Origin of the sequence: Streptomyces sp. NPDC006235 (assembly GCF_040613735.1) — a bacterium.
Lineage (GTDB): Bacteria > Actinomycetota > Actinomycetes > Streptomycetales > Streptomycetaceae > Streptomyces.
On the sequence record NZ_JBEXSR010000013.1, the window covers coordinates 133,584 to 148,845 of the forward strand.

17 protein-coding genes and 1 pseudogene are annotated in these 15,262 nt (G+C 71.1%); 9 read left to right on the plus strand and 9 right to left on the minus strand.

Annotated elements, in window-relative coordinates; all coding sequences use genetic code 11:
- Nucleotides 1–69 precede the first annotated feature (69 nt).
- From ABZ192_RS18010 to ABZ192_RS18020, 3 genes and pseudogenes are all read left to right on the plus strand, one after another.
- Nucleotides 70–735 (plus strand): DUF305 domain-containing protein, encoded by a 666-nt coding sequence (locus ABZ192_RS18010; RefSeq protein WP_356925445.1) that lies wholly within the window; start codon nucleotides 70–72, stop codon nucleotides 733–735.
- A 142-nt stretch (nucleotides 736–877) separates the two neighbouring features.
- On the plus strand, nucleotides 878–1,747 hold the full coding sequence (locus tag ABZ192_RS18015) for a F510_1955 family glycosylhydrolase (protein ID WP_356925446.1): 870 nt from the start codon (nucleotides 878–880) through the stop codon (nucleotides 1,745–1,747).
- A gap of 12 nt (nucleotides 1,748–1,759) precedes the next feature.
- Nucleotides 1,760–2,024: pseudogene (locus ABZ192_RS18020) on the plus strand (IS5/IS1182 family transposase); the annotation flags it as partial.
- Here the strand turns inward: ABZ192_RS18020 and ABZ192_RS18025 are convergent.
- The 3 genes from ABZ192_RS18025 to ABZ192_RS18035 form a co-directional block, all read right to left on the minus strand.
- A complete protein-coding gene (locus ABZ192_RS18025) occupies nucleotides 2,014–2,826 on the minus strand; it encodes an amidohydrolase family protein (RefSeq protein ID WP_356925447.1) in 813 nt (270 codons plus the stop codon). The pseudogene ABZ192_RS18020 and the gene ABZ192_RS18025 sit on opposite strands and share 11 nt — an antisense overlap.
- 124 nt (nucleotides 2,827–2,950) lie before the next feature.
- On the minus strand, nucleotides 2,951–3,523 hold the full coding sequence (locus ABZ192_RS18030) for a DUF1772 domain-containing protein (protein WP_356925448.1): 573 nt from the start codon (nucleotides 3,521–3,523) through the stop codon (nucleotides 2,951–2,953).
- Nucleotides 3,523–3,936, minus strand: a complete 414-nt coding sequence (locus tag ABZ192_RS18035) for a nuclear transport factor 2 family protein (protein ID WP_356925449.1) — start codon at nucleotides 3,934–3,936, stop codon at nucleotides 3,523–3,525. The genes ABZ192_RS18030 and ABZ192_RS18035 overlap by 1 nt, the downstream gene beginning before the upstream one ends.
- A 124-nt stretch (nucleotides 3,937–4,060) precedes the next feature.
- On the opposite strand from ABZ192_RS18035, the gene ABZ192_RS18040 reads away from it, so the two are divergent.
- Entirely contained in the window at nucleotides 4,061–4,663 is a 603-nt protein-coding gene (locus tag ABZ192_RS18040) for a TetR family transcriptional regulator (RefSeq protein WP_356925450.1), read from the plus strand.
- A 277-nt stretch (nucleotides 4,664–4,940) separates the two neighbouring features.
- Here ABZ192_RS18040 and ABZ192_RS18045 read toward each other — a convergent pair whose 3' ends face one another.
- Both ABZ192_RS18045 and ABZ192_RS18050 read right to left on the minus strand, forming a co-directional pair.
- Nucleotides 4,941–5,576: a DUF2218 domain-containing protein gene (locus ABZ192_RS18045; RefSeq protein ID WP_356925451.1), complete on the minus strand. Its 636-nt coding sequence runs from the start codon at nucleotides 5,574–5,576 to the stop codon at nucleotides 4,941–4,943.
- A gap of 9 nt (nucleotides 5,577–5,585) precedes the next feature.
- The gene (locus ABZ192_RS18050) at nucleotides 5,586–6,197 is read right to left on the minus strand and encodes a class I SAM-dependent methyltransferase (RefSeq protein WP_356925452.1); all 612 of its coding nucleotides are present in this window, start codon (nucleotides 6,195–6,197) and stop codon (nucleotides 5,586–5,588) included.
- A gap of 118 nt (nucleotides 6,198–6,315) precedes the next feature.
- Between ABZ192_RS18050 and ABZ192_RS18055 the strand changes: the two genes are divergently transcribed.
- Nucleotides 6,316–6,978 carry a TetR/AcrR family transcriptional regulator gene (locus tag ABZ192_RS18055; protein WP_356925453.1) on the plus strand — a complete coding sequence of 221 codons (663 nt, stop codon included), beginning with the start codon at nucleotides 6,316–6,318 and terminating at the stop codon, nucleotides 6,976–6,978.
- Between the two features lie 56 nt (nucleotides 6,979–7,034).
- Here ABZ192_RS18055 and ABZ192_RS18060 read toward each other — a convergent pair whose 3' ends face one another.
- Both ABZ192_RS18060 and ABZ192_RS18065 read right to left on the minus strand, forming a co-directional pair.
- Nucleotides 7,035–7,847, minus strand: coding sequence for a hypothetical protein (locus ABZ192_RS18060; RefSeq protein WP_356925454.1), 813 nt, complete (start codon nucleotides 7,845–7,847; stop codon nucleotides 7,035–7,037).
- A gap of 149 nt (nucleotides 7,848–7,996) precedes the next feature.
- Nucleotides 7,997–8,419 carry a hypothetical protein gene (locus ABZ192_RS18065; protein WP_356925455.1) on the minus strand — a complete coding sequence of 141 codons (423 nt, stop codon included), beginning with the start codon at nucleotides 8,417–8,419 and terminating at the stop codon, nucleotides 7,997–7,999.
- A gap of 214 nt (nucleotides 8,420–8,633) precedes the next feature.
- Here ABZ192_RS18065 and ABZ192_RS18070 point away from each other — a divergent pair, with 214 nt between their 5' ends.
- Together ABZ192_RS18070 and ABZ192_RS18075 are read left to right on the plus strand one after the other, a co-directional pair.
- Nucleotides 8,634–8,816, plus strand: coding sequence for a hypothetical protein (locus ABZ192_RS18070; RefSeq protein ID WP_356925456.1), 183 nt, complete (start codon nucleotides 8,634–8,636; stop codon nucleotides 8,814–8,816).
- Nucleotides 8,816–9,385 carry a hypothetical protein gene (locus ABZ192_RS18075; protein WP_356925457.1) on the plus strand — a complete coding sequence of 190 codons (570 nt, stop codon included), beginning with the start codon at nucleotides 8,816–8,818 and terminating at the stop codon, nucleotides 9,383–9,385. The genes ABZ192_RS18070 and ABZ192_RS18075 overlap by 1 nt, the downstream gene beginning before the upstream one ends.
- 9 nt (nucleotides 9,386–9,394) lie before the next feature.
- Here ABZ192_RS18075 and ABZ192_RS18080 read toward each other — a convergent pair whose 3' ends face one another.
- The gene (locus ABZ192_RS18080) at nucleotides 9,395–10,057 is read right to left on the minus strand and encodes a TetR/AcrR family transcriptional regulator (RefSeq protein ID WP_356925458.1); all 663 of its coding nucleotides are present in this window, start codon (nucleotides 10,055–10,057) and stop codon (nucleotides 9,395–9,397) included.
- 115 nt (nucleotides 10,058–10,172) lie between these two features.
- Between ABZ192_RS18080 and ABZ192_RS18085 the strand changes: the two genes are divergently transcribed.
- Both ABZ192_RS18085 and ABZ192_RS18090 read left to right on the plus strand, forming a co-directional pair.
- Nucleotides 10,173–11,750, plus strand: a complete 1,578-nt coding sequence (locus ABZ192_RS18085; RefSeq protein WP_356925459.1) for a DHA2 family efflux MFS transporter permease subunit — start codon at nucleotides 10,173–10,175, stop codon at nucleotides 11,748–11,750.
- Complete coding sequence (locus tag ABZ192_RS18090; protein ID WP_356925460.1) at nucleotides 11,747–13,180, plus strand: MFS transporter; 1,434 nt, start codon at nucleotides 11,747–11,749, stop codon at nucleotides 13,178–13,180. Before ABZ192_RS18085 ends, ABZ192_RS18090 begins: the two co-directional genes overlap by 4 nt.
- 61 nt (nucleotides 13,181–13,241) lie before the next feature.
- On the opposite strand, the gene ABZ192_RS18095 is transcribed toward ABZ192_RS18090, so the two are convergent.
- Entirely contained in the window at nucleotides 13,242–15,146 is a 1,905-nt protein-coding gene (locus ABZ192_RS18095) for a copper resistance protein CopC (protein ID WP_356925461.1), read from the minus strand.
- Nucleotides 15,147–15,262 lie beyond the last annotated feature (116 nt).

A 15,262-nucleotide genomic window follows, 5' to 3' on the forward strand; every position in this document is an offset into this window, starting at 1 on the left:
CGCGACTTCGCGTACGCCCAAGCAGCCAGCAGAACAGCAACAGAACCGACATACGAGGTGACATCCACCATGACTGCCTTCACGCGCGCCCTGCGCCGCAAGCCCGCCCGCCGCCTCGCCGCCGTGGGCCTCGTCAGCGCCGGCGCCCTGTTCCTCGCCGCCTGCGGTGGCGACGACATGAGCGGCATGGACCACGGCAGCGACAGCAGCTCGGCATCCGCGACGGCGACCGACCAGGCCGGGGAGGCCGGCAAGTCCGGGGACTTCAACGACGCGGACGTCGCCTTCGCGCAGATGATGACTCCCCACCACGAGCAGGCCCTGGAGATGGCGAAGCTGGCCGACGGCCGCGCCTCCGACGCGGAGATCAAGGATCTCGCCACCAAGATCGAGAAGGCCCAGGCCCCTGAGATCAAGACCATGAAGGGCTGGCTGGAGTCCTGGAAGCAGCCGACCGCCGCGGAGTCCATGCCCGGGATGGACCACGGGGGCCACGGCAGCGGCGACGGCATGATGTCCGAGGAGGACATGAACGAGCTCAAGGCCATGAAGGGCACCGAGTTCGACAAGGCGTTCGCCGAGATGATGATCGAGCACCACAACGGCGCGATCACCATGGCCAAGGACGAGCAGAAGAACGGCAAGAACGCCGACGCCAAGAAGATGGCCGGCGACATCATCAAGGGCCAGTCCGCCGAGGTGAAGCAGCTCCAGAGCATCCTCGACCGGCTCTGAGCCCCATCGACGCGCCGCACCGTCCATCCGCGTCGCACACCGACCGCCCGGGCCCGAGGGCCCGGGCGGTCGCCCCACCTTCCCTCACCCACGCGCCGGGTGCTCTCCCTGAGGCGCCCGCACGACTTCCCTCCGAGGACCCATGAAGCCGCGCCCTACCACCGCAGCAGCCACCATCACTGCCGCACTCACCCTCGCCCTGACCGCCTGCTCCAGCAGCGACACCGACACAGACACCTCAGCATCCGGTCCCGGATCCGGCGTCACCGTCAGCCACATCCACGGACTCGCCCTGGACCCTGCCGACCAGCGCCTGTACATCGCGACACACGAGGGCATCTACACCCCCGACGCCCAGCGCAAGCCCACCCTGGTCGGCGACAGCAAGGACGACTTCATGGGCTTCACCGTGGCCGGCGCCAAGACGTTCTACGCCAGCGGCCACCCCACCACCGGCGGCAACAAGGGACTGATCAAGAGCACGGACGCGGGCACGACCTGGACGTCGCTCTCGCTGTCCGGAGAGTCCGACTTCCACGCCCTGGACCACGCCCACGGCACCGTCTACGGATACGACTCCACCAGCGGCCTGCTCCGCACCAGCAAGGACGGCAGGACCTGGAAGGACGGGGCGAAGCTCCAAGCACTCGACATCGCGGTCAGCCCCGAGAACCCCGACCTCCTCCTGGCTACCACCAGCGAGGGCATCGCCCGCAGCACCGACGGCGGCAAGACCTTCGCGAGCGGCAAGCAGCCTGTGATGGCCTTCCTCTCCTGGCCGGCGAAGGACGCGCTCTACGGCATCGACACCGATGGCGCGCTGCACCGCAGCACGGACGGCGGGACCACGTGGAAGCGCGCGGGCACCGTCCCGGGCGGTCAGCCCCAGGCGCTCACGGCCGTAGGGGCCGACCACGTCCTGGCCGCCACACAAACCGGCGTGTACGAGTCGAAGGACGGCGGCAAGACCTTCACCAAGCGCCTCGACGTCAGGGCGAGCGCCGGGCACTGATCTGTGTCGGGCATGGACAGGATCCGGGTTCCGCCAAGCGGACTGGGGAGGCCGAGAAACCGACCGGCGGTCATCCCGTCGCCCGCCGACCGGATCAGAGACCGGCTCCGGCGCGGCCGCGCAGGAGGCCGCCCGCCCAGCTTCGACGCCGAGGTCTACCAGCGGCGCGCCCTGGCCATGCGCACCGACAAACTCGCGCCTCGGCGACCAGGCCGCACTCCGTCTTGCGGCGATCCTCATCTGGGCCCGGCGCCGGCCCGGCGCGATCAAAGACTGAAGACCCGTCGGGCGTTGCCGGACAAGAACAGCTCGGTGGCCTCCTCGTCCAGGCCCAGTTCACCGAGGTGTTCCAGCGCCTGGACAGGGGTGATCATGGGGTAGTTCGTGCCGAACAGCACCTTCCTGCGACCCCGGCCGCGCAGGTAGTCGACCAGTTCGCGCGGGTAGCGGCGGGCGGTGTAGGCGCTGGTATCGATGTACACATTGGCGTGCTTGTCGGCCACCGCGATCATCTCCGTGGTCCACGGATAACCGATGTGCCCACACACGATGGTCAACTCGGGGAAGTCCAGCGCGACCTGATCGATGTAGGGGATGGGACGGCCGGTCTCGGACGGGTGCAGCGGGCCGGTGTGCCCAACCTGGGTGCAAAACGGGATGCCGAGGTCGACACAGGCGGCATACAGCGGGTAGTACAGCCGGTCGGTGGGCGGGAGCTGCCACAGCCAGGGCACGATCCGCAGAGCCACAAAACCTAGTTCCTCCACAGCACGGCGCAGTTCACGCACAGCCTGGACCGGCCGGGTGAGGTCCGCACCAGCCACCCCGCGCAGCCGTCCACCTGACTGGGCAACGAACCCTGCCACCTCATCGTTGCTGATCAGCGGCCCCTGAGGTCCATACCATGCCGCCGACAATCCGATCTCGACATCGGCCGCGGCCATCGCAGCCACCGTGGCCTTGACCGGCAACGGCTCCTGGAGCAGTTCCCGCCCCGTCCACCGGCGCAACGACTCGAACATCTCGTGGTTGGAGTGACGGAGTGTGGGGTGCTGCATCCACGCATCGATGACCGGCACGGGCTCCCTACCTCTCTCCCGGCGCTGCCGGCCGTGCTGCACCGGAAGCGGCTAAGCGATCGCTTACCGCGACCCTAGCCGGTACGTGTCGTCCTACCACCCTCGATCGGCGCCACTCCATCCATCAAGGAGACCAGCCCCAGACGCGTACGCCCTGGCTCTGCGGCAGTGAGACCGGGGCGGTCCGGCGCAGGGCGAGGAACGTGAGGAGGGCGAAGGCGGCCAGGGCAGTGAGGGTGCGGGCGTAGTTGAACAGCTCCCAGCGGCGCAGGATCTCCGCGTGGTCGGGCGGCGGCGCGGTGGCGGCCCACTGCTTGATGCGGCCGTTGATCGGGACGTTCCCGAATCGGGTGATCAGGAAGGACGCCAAGGTCAGGATCCCCGCCACGCTCGCGAGGAGACGGTCCCGGCCGCGGGTCAGTGCGGCGAGGGCGAGGGAGCTGAGGGTCGAGACCGCCATCGCGCCCTGCACGGTAATCCCGTTCGCCTTCATCAACTCGGTGTGGAAGTCGAGCCGTAGACCGACCGGCACGGCGTTGAAGGTGGGGACGAGATTGGCGGCGCCGTAGGCGAAGGCTCCGGCGAGCAGGCCGGTGGACAGCAGGGAGAGTCCCTGGAGGAGCCGGACCCGCGTGGTCCGTGCCGCAGCCGTGGACGGGTTCGTGCGGGGGCGGGCCCCGGGCGGGCGGGTGCGCATCAGGTCTGCTCGGTGGCGTCGGCCCGCTCGGGGGGAAGGGGCCGGGTGAGCAGGTGCGCCCGGTGCATACGTCCGCTGTCGGTGAACGCACCGAAGAGGTGCACCTCGGTCGCGGTCGCGCCGCCTTTGCGGGTGCGGGCGTGGATGGTGAGCCGGGCGGCGATCCGGCCGCCGTCCGCGACGGCCTCGTGTACGTCGAATCGCCAGTCGACCACGTTCTTGCGCACCGGGCGCAGATGAGCGAGGAGCCGGTCGCGGTCGAGCCGGATCCCGTCGCTGATCTGGACGATGTCCGGCGTGTAGTGGCGGTCCATCACCGATTCCGGTGGGTCGCCCCGGACCGTGGACTCGGTGAGGGAGGTGAAGAAGCGGGCGATGAATCGCTCGGGCGTGGTGTCGTTGAGTGGCTTCATGACGCTCAGCTCCGATCCGGCGTGGGCCGGGCAGCGGGCATGACGGAGAGGCCGCAGCACAGCTACGATCTCTTACATCTCTGTAAGATATGCACCCTCGACAACTTAGACAAGGCTGTAAGAGATGACTTCCTCCGGAGGGCCGCGCCGTCGGCGCCGCGCCGACGCCGAGCGCAGTCGGACCGCCATCCTCGACGCGGCGGTCCGACTGCTGCGACAGCGCCCGGATGCGGGCATGGAGGCCATCGCCATGGCGGCGGGAGTGACCCGGCAGACGGTCTACGCCCATTTCTCGTCGCGTGACGAACTCCTCGCGGCCACCGTCGACCGGATCACCGCCGATGCCGTCGCCGCCATGGACGCCGCCGCGCTCGACGATGGGCCGGCCACGGCCGCACTGCTGAGGTTCCTCGACGCCTCCTGGCAAGCGTTTGAGGACAACGCTCCACTACTCCTGGCCGCCGCGGACGCCACCCCCACAGAGAGCGACCGGACGCGCCACGAACCGGTTGCCGACCGGCTGGCCCGTCTTATCGAACGGGGTCAGCGGACCGGCGAGTTCGCCCCCGGACTGTCTCCGCATTGGCTGGTGACCGTGACGGTCGCCCTCGGCCACGCCGCCGGTGACGAGGTCGGCGCCGGCCGCATGACGAGCACCGAGGCCCAGGCCGCGCTCCGCATCACAACCCTCCAGGCGCTCGGCGCCACAGAACGACCGTCCGCCTAGGAACCGATACGAGGCCGGGCGGACCCGGCTCCACGCTCACGGCAGCCGATGCCCGACACCTCCCGTCCACCACCCAGACCGGGAGGTACGAGCCGAAGGACGGCGGCAAGGCACTTCACTGAATCCTCTCCGCCGTGGCGCACAGCGGGCAGGAATCTGGCCGGCGGACGTGGACGCCACCAGGCCGTTCGAACTGTCCGTCACAGCGCCGCTTCGAGAAGCGGACCGAGGTGGGGGCAGGCCCTTCCTCGGCTTGCATCCGTTTCGGTTCGGCTTTTCAGCGGTTCTTCGAGGTGCGGTTGCGGTGGAAGGCGAACCCGCCCAGGACGGTGGCCTTCACCAGGACGACCGTCAGGAGGCCGCCGACAGCCCAGCCCGTCCACCGCCAGTTCGCCAGAAGCATCCCGCCGAGCCCCAGGTGCACGATGAGTACGAGCGCGATGACGGCCACCAGCGCTGCCAGCCTGAGGTACCTGCGGCGCGGCACGCCTCCTCCGCCGGACACCTCGGCCATATGCGCGACTTCAGCGGAATCGGCAGCGGTCTCCGATCGCTGCCAGCTCACCCGCAGCCCCTCGCGTCGGCCGAACCTCTCGACATGCCCGGCAACAAGGCCCTGAAGGCGCCTCAGGTCCTCTTCGTCGGCGGCTTCGGCACGCAGCGTCAGGGCGCCCGGGACGGTTCCCAGAGTGATCCGGCCCCAGGGCAGGCCGACTTCCCCGGCCGTGTCGGACCATTCGACCTGCGCCTGCTCCGCCACGGACCGCATGTCGCGCAGCGCCTGCGCGTCACCGCCCTGGTGAGCGTGTGGGCGGTGGCCGAGGTGGCGGCCCTTGTTGGAGAAGTGCTTGCAGAGCTGGACGAGGTAGCGGCTGGGGCGCTCGGTCTCGACACGGGCTTCGGCGATCGGCATGGCGTTCCTTCAGATGCGGGTGAGAGCCACCAGCCACGCCCGGATGCCGTCAGGGTCGGCGGTGATGTCGATGGTGGAGGGTTCGATGGAGTCGACGCGCCATCCGTCGGCGAAGGCGGCTTCGATCTCGGCCCGGGTCAGTTTGTGCACGCGCCCCCATTCACCCGGCTGCCGGTCGCTGAAGCCGAGCATGAAGTAACGGCCGCCCGGCGGCACGACGGACCTCAGGGCATCGGCGTAGGCGACGCGGTCGGCGCCGTTGAAGAGGTGGAAGAGCCCACAGTCGAGCACGGTGTCGAACACCTCGCCGAGCTCGGCCAGTTGCCGGGCGTCTTGCCGGAGGAAGCGCACCGTACGACCTCGGGTGCGCGCCTTGTCCTCGGCCGTGCGCAGGGCGTTCGCGGCCAGGTCCACCCCGGTGGCGTCGAGACCGAACCCGGCCGCCATGATCGCGTGCTCGCCGGTTCCGCAGCCGGCGTCCAGGACCCGGCCCCGCAGGGCACCGGCCTCGGCGAGGGCCAGGAACGCCGGCTGGGGGCGGCCGATGTCCCATGGCGGCCGGGTGGCATACAGGTCTTCGGGGTCTGCCCCGGCACGGGGGTGACGAGTTGGGTCAGCCATGGTCGCCCCTCCCGTCGAGCGCGATCGTCCTGGCCTCTGCGAGACTCCAGCTTTATCGAGACACATTGTCGCTGTCAATCCATGATGTCGAAGCATGGCCGGACCGTATGCTTGGGCCGTGCCCAAGCTGTGGACCGAGACGATCGACGCGCACCGCGCCGCCGTACGCGACGCGGTCCTGAAGACCACCGCGGCGTTGGTCGCCGAACACGGGCTGACGTCGGTGACGATGTCGCGCATCGCCAAGGACTCCGGGATCGGCCGCGCGACGCTGTACAAGTACTTTCCGGACGTGGAGTCGATCCTGCTCGCCTGGCACGAGCGCCAGATCGGCCATCACCTCGACCACCTGGTCGAGGTCCGGGACCGGACGGAGGGCGCCGGTGAGCGGCTCGAGGCCGTCCTGCGGGCGTTCGCCCTCATCTCCCACGAGTCCCGCAGGCACCACGACGGCGGCCTCGCGGCGTTCCTGCACCGCGACCAGCAGGTCACCGAGGCCCAGCGGCGACTCCACGGCATGATCAAGGACCTGCTGGCCGAGGCCGTACCAACCGGCGACGTCCGGGACGACATCGCACCCGACGAGCTCGCCGGCTACTGCCTTCACGCCCTGACCGCGGCCGGCGGCCTGCCGGCAACGGCCGCCGTCCACCGACTCGTCACAGTCACCCTGGCCGGGCTGCGGCCCGACCCCACCGGGCCTGCGCTACAGGACTCCACGCACCCGCCGCACCACCAGGGGCACCACTCCGCCCACGGCCATCACCCGGCCGGTTCCTGAACAGGGTCGGGGCAGGGGGCTGACGCCACCGGAAACCGGACCGGCCTCGCGCACGATCAGTGGCCGTGGCCGTCGTCCGCGTGCCCGGCCTCCTCGGACGCGGGCGGGACGCTGGGCTGCGATGCACCGGACGTCGGCGTCCGGCCCCCGGACTCCTCGCCATGCCCCGTCCCGGCTTCCTCCGGCGTTTCCGCCTCCCCGGTCCTCTCCTCGCCGTGGCTGTGTCCGCCACCGCCCGACTCGGCGGCCATGCCGTCGGCGATACCGCGCAGGCCGACGAAGGCGAGGGCGGCGGTCACCAGGACCAGCACGCCCACCGGGCCGACGATGCTGCGCCACCGCGCCGACTGGTACCGCAGAACGTACGCGATGAAGGACAGGGCCAGCCCGAAGGGGATCAGCATCGCGGCACGTTCGGGAAAGTCCTCGAAGTGCTGCAGCCCGCCGCTGAGCATGCCGATGCCGAACGACAGCGCCAGTGAGGCGGCCACGATGCCCAGCACCCTGGCTACACCGGGGCGCTGCTTGCTGAGCACGAACTCGTTCAGGACGGTGGCGAAGAGGAAAACCGCCGCGCCGGCGACAGCGATGAGGGTGTAGCGGGCGGGGTCCAGGGGGTGGTGGACGATGGCGCCGCTGATCAGTCCGGCCCCGACGAAGGTGGCCGCGTAGCCGAGGTAGTCACCGAGCAGGGGTGTGCGCTTGGGGGCGCGGCGGCGGCCTCGCCGCCGGTCCGCGCGGCGCGCTGACACATCCGGCTCGGCCGGCAGCGGCGGGCGTCGCGTGGGCGCGGGGTGCGGCTCGTGGGACTGCGGGGCCCGTCGGGGCGCGGGCCTGGCGGTGCGGTCGGCGAGGTGATGCTGGGACACGGAGGGACGCCTTTCAGCGCAGGCCGGTGCGCTGATGCGTGGCGCCGGCCCGTGGGAGCGTGGACGGTGACTGGGAAGAGAGCGCCGGGCAAACCGCTCGGCACACCATGGCGCGACCGGTTGGGTGCGCGCGTCAGTTCACCGTCGGCCTAGATCCGCAGCACCGACAGCCGCGCCCGCGCCGGACCTCCGCCGGGATCCTGTGCCGCGTCGACCCCGCCCGCGAGGTCCGCCATACCGGCCCACGTCGATGTGCACGACGGCGGGAGCAGCCACAAGCCGCTCGGGATCAGCGCGAGGCAGTCGGACGCAGGCGTCCCCTCGGTATGGGCACGGTGCTGCGCATCGTCGTGCTCCAGGGCCGCGGCTGAGGCGTCCGGGTTCTGCGGGAGGCCGACATTGCCGGCGAGGGCGGCGTGGACCTGAGGGGAGTGCGCCACCGCGTCGGACGCCGATACGCCGCCGTGCGCCCCGGCGTGGCTCAGGGTGTGCAGTACGCCGACGCCGAGCAGCAGCAGGGTGAGCAGTACGAGTCGCAGGGCGACGCCGCCCGCCTTCATACCGCCGCTCACCCGACCCCCAAGCCTGTCCGGCGCCTGTGCAGGCGCTGATCGTCACTCTTGGCGGCATCACCCTACCCATGGCACGGCGCTCCGGGATGCCGGGGCCCGTGCACGCAGACGCGACAGCACCATCGATACAGCATGGATTGACAGAGACGCCCTGTATCGATAAATCTGGCCGCCTCAGCAGCACCCGACATGCACGAGATAGGACATCACCGGCATGACCGACTCACCGTCCGACCCGGGCACCGGCACGACACCCGACCAGGGGCCCGCTCCCGCCACTCCCCGCTGGGTGAAGGTGTCCAGTGCTGTCGCGGTAGGTCTGATCGTCCTGTTTATCGTGCTGCACCTCACCGGCAGCGGGTTCGGCCCGGGCATGCACGCGGGCAGCGGTCACTGATGGCGATGCCGCCCCGCCTGCGCAAACTCGCGCTCACCGCACACATCGCGGCCTCGGTGGGCTGGCTCGGCTCGGTCGCGGCCTTCCTGGCGCTCGCCGTGGCCGGCCTCTCCGCCGCCCCGGATTCCCACAGGGCACAGGGTGCCTATGTAGCCATGGAGATCACCGGCTGGTATGTGATCGTCCCGCTGGCGTTCGCGTCGCTGCTGACGGGGCTGGTCCAGTCCCTGGGCACCACGTGGGGGCTGTTCCGCCACTACTGGGTGCTGGCGAAGCTGGCCCTGACCGTGCTCGCCACCTTCCTTCTGCTGCTGCACATGCAGGTGGCCGGCCATATGGCGGACGCGGTCACGGCGACGGATGCGACCGGTACCGGCCTGGACGGGATGCGGATCCAGCTCGTGGCCGATGCCGGTGCCGCCGTGCTCGTCCTGCTGGTGACCACGGGACTGTCGGTGTACAAGCCCCGGGGCGTGACGCGGTACGGGTGGCGTCGGCAGCAGGAGCATCGGGCCGGCACCGCGACGACGGGCACACCGGCCCAGGGTCAGGCCGACGCCCGGGTCTGACGCGTCGCCTCAGATGTCGGCGTCCGCCACCCCTCGCGGGCTGTAGTGCCCCAGGAACATGTCTACACCGTTGACGATGAGGCGGCCGGTGAGGTCGTCGTCGATGCGGGTTCCGTAGGTGCTGAAGACCATGTGAGGGAAGACCAGCAGCGCGTACAGCTGGATGATCGCGGCTTCCAGGTCAGGGATCACGAGCCGCCCCTGGTCGGCGAGCGCGCGCAGTGCGCCGGCGACGGCCGGGTGATGGCCCTCCGGGCCGTGCCCCTGCCAGGCCCGGCCGAGCTCGGGGAAGCGGTGCTGCTCGGCGGCGACGAGGTTGCGCAGGGCGATGACGTCCTCGTTGGTCCTGACGGAATGGACCCAGGCACGGGCAGCTTCGATGAGTGCCGTGCGCAGGTCGTCGGCCTCAGCCAGCCCTTCGAGTGCGGCCGATGAGGCGTGGCCGAGGGGTTCGTCGAGTGCACTCGTGATGACCGCGGTGAACAGCGCTTCCTTGCTGCCGAAGTGGTTGTAGACGGTCACCTTGGACACGCCCGCCTCGGCGGCGATGGCATCCATGCCGACACCGAAACCGTCCCGGAGGAACAGCTCGCGCGCTGCCCGGACGATCGCCTGCCGCTTCTGTTCGGCGCGGGGGCCGCTGGGGGGTGTCTTCACGCTGTCCACGCTCATGAGTCGATCCTAGCAATTGACTGAACTGAACAGTTGAGTTCATATGTACTGAGCCGTACAGTTCAGTTGCGGGCGGAAGCAGGCTGCATCCGCCCCTGCCCCGGGAGAAGATCTCGTGCCCTCCACCGCGCATCTGGCCACCACCCCACCGGCTTCCGGCGCCCCGCCCGGCACCGGCAGGCGATGGCTCACCCTCGCCGTGCTCAGCGTGAGCCTGCTGCTGGTGGGCCTCGACACCACCGTGCTGAACGTCGCCCTGCCCACCCTGGTGAGCGAACTAGGCGCATCCACAAGCCAGTTGCAATGGATCGTCGACAGCTATCTGCTGATGTCCGGCAGCCTGGTGCTGTTCTGCGGGAGCCTTGCCGACCGGCTGGGCCGCAAGTGGGTGTTCCTGACCGGCCTGGCCCTGTTCACCGCCGCCTCCGTCGCCGCCGCGTACGCGGACTCGGTGACAGCGCTGATCGTGGCGCGCGGAGCGATGGGCGTCGGTGAGGCACTGATCATGCCAGCCACGCTCGCGATCATCGGGCACGTCTTCCCGCGCGGCGCCGAGCGCACCAAGGCCATCGGAATCTGGTCGGCGGCGGTAGGCGTCGGCACCGTGATCGGGCCGATGGTCGGCGGCTGGCTGCTCAGCGACTTCTGGTGGGGCTCGGTCTTCCTGATCAACCTGCCCATCGGGATCGCCGGCCTGGCCGCGGCGGCCTTCCTCGTCCCGAACTCGCGGGCGCGGCAATCCCGGCGGCTGGACTGGGCCGGCGCCCTGCTGTCGGTGGTGACCGTCGCGAGCGTGCTGTGGGCGGTGATCGAGGGACCCGACCGCGGCTGGACCAGTCCTGCCGTGCTGTCCGCCTTCGCAGCGGGCGGGCTGCTGCTCGCCGCGTTCATCGCCTGGCAGCGCAGGAGCACCGCCCCGATGCTGCCACTGCGGATCTTCCGGCACAGGGCCCTGGCAATCGGTGATGCGCTGATCCTGGCGGGCGCGTTCGCACTCATCGGCACGCTCTTCGTCGTCGTGCAGTACCTGCAGTTCGTCCTCGGCTACAGCGCCGGGCAGACCGGGCTGCGGCTCGGCCCGGCAGCGCTCGCCCTGCTGGTCGCCGGGCCGCTGGCGGGCGTACTGGTGCCGCGTATCGGGCTGCGGACGGTGTCGTCGGCCGGGCTCGCGCTGCTGCTTGCCTCGGCCGCCGTTCTCGCCACCACCGGGGCGGGTGACGGATACGGGCGGGTGCTGGTGGCGATGCTGCTGCTCGGCGCGGGGGCCGGGTTCGTCATCACCTCCACCAGCGACGCGATCGTCGGTTCCCTGCCGGAAGCGGATCTCGGCGTCGGCTCGGCCACCAACACCGCCGCGCTCCAGCTCGGCGCGGCGGCCGGCGTCGCGGTCAGCGGCAGCCTGCTCTCCGGCCGCTACCGCAGCGAACTCGCCGCAGCTCCGCACAGCCATGCCGTGCCGCCCGACGCGATCGCCTCCGCCCAGGAGTCCCTCGGCACGGCGCTCGCGGTCGCCCGGCACCTGCCCGGTGACGCAGGGTCCGCCTTCGCCGACGCCGCCCGCCGGGCGTTCGCCGACGGCCTGGGCCCGGCGATGGCCACCGGGGTCGGCGTCACCGCCCTCGGAATCGTCGTCGCCCTCGTCTTCGCCCCTTCCCGAACCGCCTCCACCCCTCGCGACAAGGACTCGTCATGACCCATTCCGCCACCGGCGCGCACCACGCGCCGGAACACCCCCGGGCGCAAGCCGATCCGCGCCGCTGGGCGGCACTCGCCCTCATCTGCGTCGCGCAGTTCATGCTGATCCTCGACGTCACGGTCGTGAACGTCGCCCTGCCCGACATGGCCGCCGACCTTGCCCTCGACCGGGCGACGCTGACCTGGGCCGTCACCGCGTACACCCTGTGCTTCGGCGGTCTCATGCTGCTCGGCGGCCGCCTCGCCGACGCCCTCGGCGCCCGCCGCACACTCCTGGCCGGGCTCGCGGTCTTCACCGCCGCATCGCTGGTCACCGGACTCGCCGAGAACGCGCCCATGCTGCTCGGCGGCCGGGTGGCGCAGGGCATCGGCGCCGCCCTGCTCTCCCCCGCCGCGCTCTCCATCGTCACCACCACCTTCCACGGCACCGAACGCAACAAGGCGCTCGGCGTGTGGGCCGCGATCGGCGGCACCGGCGCGGCCGCCGGAGTGCTCATCGGCGGCGCGCTGACCGACGGTCCGGGCTGGCAGTGGGTCTTCTACGTCAACGTGCCGATCGGCCTCGCCGTCCTGGCCGCCCTGCCCGCGCTCGTCCCCGCCCGCGCCCCGCGGCCGGCCCGGCTCGACGTGCCCGGTGCGCTCCTGGTCACCGCGGGCACCGGCTCGCTCATCTACGGCCTGGTGAAAGCGGGCGACACCGGTTGGGGAGCGGCCGCCACACTGCTGCCACTGGCTGCCGCGCTGGTCCTGTACGCCGTGTTCACCGCGGTCGAACGCGCCAGCGGGGCCCCGCTGATGGACCTGCGGATGTTCACCCGCCGACCCGTCCTCGCGGGCGCGTTCCTGATGCTCATCGCCACCGCGCTGCTGATCGCGTTCTTCTTCCTCGGTTCCGTCTATCTGCAGCGCGTGCGGGGGTTCAGCCCGCTGAGGACGGGTCTGCTGTTCCTCCCGTCGGCCGTGGCGACCGGTCTCGGCGCCCATCTCGCCTCCCGCCTCGTCGGGCGGATCGGCAGCCGCGCTGTCGCCGTGGGCGGCATGGTGATCGCCGCTGCCGGAACCGTGCCGCTGACCCGGCTCTCCACCGACGCCAGCGTGTACGCCGGCCTGCTGCCCGGTCTTGCCGTCGCCTCCCTCGGCCTCGGCGCGGTCTTCGTCACCGCCACCACCACCGCGCTGGGCATGGTGGACCACCATGAGGCCGGCCTCGCGTCCGGAGTGGTCAACACCTTCCACGAGGTCGGCGGTTCGATCGGCGTTGCGGTCGTCTCCACGATCGCCGCCGCGGGTATTGAGCGCGGCTCCGTCGGCGGTTTCACGGACGCCTTCACCGTCTGCGGCCTTACGGCTGCGGCGAGCGCGGCCTTGGCCCTGGGCCTCGTACCGCGCGGGAAGCCCCAGATGACTGGCGGCCCGCACGTGCACTGACGCCTCCGGCGGACTGCGGGCGCTGCGCGTGCCCCGTGCGGCACGGCCATCTCGTCCCCTCCTACCCGTTGCCGCGCTCGGGGTAGCGGAAGGTGCGCTGGATCAGGTGGTTGGGGGCGACGAGGGTCTCGCGGACGACTCGGGCATGGTCGTCCAGGGTCAGCTCCAGCGCGAGACGCTCGCCGGGGAAGCCAAGGGCGAGGACCGTATTGCCGTCGGCGTCCGTGAACCGTGCGCTCTGGGGTGCGGTGCCCTGGGCGTAGGGCTCGGAGGCGATGAACGTCTTGCCGTCGGTGGTGAGAGTGGTGGGCTCGGTGCGCAGCCGGTCGGCGTCGCTGGCCACCAGTTCGTGCAGCGTGAAGCGGCCGACCTTGTTCATGGCCTTGACGGTGCGGGTGAGCTGGTCTGCGTCCGGCTGCAGGGGCCACATCACGCGCAGCGTGTCCTGGCCGCCCCGCCAGCCCTCGGCTTCCGCGCGTACGGTCAGGAGGTTGAGGCCCGTCCGCCAGGTCACTGGCGCGACGAAGCAGCCGTTCCCACACGCCCTCGACTTCACCGTCCGGGTGTGACCGCTGGGGTAGGTGATGTTGAGGGCGGCTTTGTACGACGTTGAAGGGCCGCGTTCGAGGTCGGTGTCCGGCGCGGTCAGCCGGAGCACGACCTGCCCGGCGCTCGCGGTCGCCGCGATTCCGATCTCATCGGCGCGTCCGCCCACGGTGATCGCGTTTCCGCTCGGTGGCGGCGCGAACGGCAGCGCCGCGTTCGCGTCCCTGGGCGGCTGGGTGACGCTGAGCAAAGCGGTGACGCCCAGTACGGCGGCCAGTGCCGAGACTTCGACGCGGATGGCCAGGCGGGGTGCCCGTTCGGCCATCCGGAGCCGGGCGTACAGGGCGAGGGCGCACACGGAGGCGACGAGGGCGAGCTTGACGGCGAGGACGCGGCCGAAGTCCGTGTCGAACAGTTCCGTGGGAGAGACCAGCAGCAGCCCGGACAGCGTGCCGGTAACCAGGACGGCGACGACCAGGGCGAGGGCGAGGCGGGCGTAATCAGCGAGCAGCCGCCGGGCGGCTTGGTTCCAGTGCCAGGCGGCGCCGGTCCGTATGACCTGTACGAGCGCGCCGATCCACACCGCGGCAGCGGTCAGGTGGACGCCGGTGAGGACCGGCCCCCACACGGCGGACTCGCCGGCCGGGTGAGCCCTCAACCCCTCCACGACCAGCCCCGCGGCCAGCGACACGAGGGCAGCGCGCCGCCGCCCGGCCCGCAGGGTAACCAACGCCCCAGCCCACGCGGCGACTTCGACGACCGCCAGCACACCGGGGCGTCCCTCGAACAACGCCGACCAGGACGGCGAGGTCAGCCCCTCCCCCAGGCTTCCGCCGCCCGCGATCAAGACTGCGAGCCCCAGGGCGGCCACGCTCCCGGCGAGCGTGCCTGGCAGCGTCCACGAGCGGGGCGCGGCCCCGTTCTCCGGCTCGCGGCGCCGTGCCACCAGCCGTTCGCCCACCAGCCCACCCACGGCCAGGGCGAAGGAGCCGAACAGCACCCAGCGCAGTACCGCGGTCGCGGTCGCCCCGCTGGTCTGCTGCTGCCCGGCTGCGCCTGACGTGCCGGTCAGGCCGGCGACCGCGGAACCGACGGCGAAGCGGTAGCCGCCGCTCATCACGTCACCATCCGCAGCGACGGCCTGCCACGTCACCGCGTACACGCCGGCCCTCATGCTCGTACGGACCGGCGCCGTCAGCTGCTTGCCGCCCGCGCCGCGCTCCGCCCTGCCGAGCGAAACAGACCGCCCGTCCCCCGCCTTGACCGTCAGCCACTTCGCCCCCGACGGCTGCACGGGCTCGTCGAAGACCAAAGAGATCTCCTTCGGGGCCGTAGCCACCGCGCCCTCGATGGCCGGCGCGGCGAACAGCAGCACGGCATGCGCCTGTGCCCCGGGCGCACCCAACAGCAGCGCCGCCACAGCGAGCACCACAGCCGCGGCCAGGCGTATGACCCGGCGGGCCCGATCGCCCCACACCCTCAACACGTCTCAACGAGCCCTTCGCCCAATGCGGACTTCACCACGACTGGATACCC

Bases quoted from the DNA above. Each gene is read 5' to 3' on its own strand.
- ABZ192_RS18010 (WP_356925445.1), top strand. From the start codon at position 70: ATGACTGCCTTCACGCGCGCCCTGCGCCGCAAGCCCGCCCGCCGCCTC.
- ABZ192_RS18015 (WP_356925446.1), top strand. From the start codon at position 878: ATGAAGCCGCGCCCTACCACCGCAGCAGCCACCATCACTGCCGCACTC.
- ABZ192_RS18030 (WP_356925448.1), bottom strand. From the start codon at position 3,523: ATGCGCACCCGCCCGCCCGGGGCCCGCCCCCGCACGAACCCGTCCACG.
- ABZ192_RS18035 (WP_356925449.1), bottom strand. From the start codon at position 3,936: ATGAAGCCACTCAACGACACCACGCCCGAGCGATTCATCGCCCGCTTC.
- ABZ192_RS18040 (WP_356925450.1), top strand. From the start codon at position 4,061: ATGACTTCCTCCGGAGGGCCGCGCCGTCGGCGCCGCGCCGACGCCGAG.
- ABZ192_RS18045 (WP_356925451.1), bottom strand. From the start codon at position 5,576: ATGCCGATCGCCGAAGCCCGTGTCGAGACCGAGCGCCCCAGCCGCTAC.
- ABZ192_RS18050 (WP_356925452.1), bottom strand. From the start codon at position 6,197: ATGGCTGACCCAACTCGTCACCCCCGTGCCGGGGCAGACCCCGAAGAC.
- ABZ192_RS18070 (WP_356925456.1), top strand. From the start codon at position 8,634: ATGACCGACTCACCGTCCGACCCGGGCACCGGCACGACACCCGACCAG.
- ABZ192_RS18075 (WP_356925457.1), top strand. From the start codon at position 8,816: ATGGCGATGCCGCCCCGCCTGCGCAAACTCGCGCTCACCGCACACATC.
- ABZ192_RS18080 (WP_356925458.1), bottom strand. From the start codon at position 10,057: ATGAGCGTGGACAGCGTGAAGACACCCCCCAGCGGCCCCCGCGCCGAA.
- ABZ192_RS18090 (WP_356925460.1), top strand. From the start codon at position 11,747: ATGACCCATTCCGCCACCGGCGCGCACCACGCGCCGGAACACCCCCGG.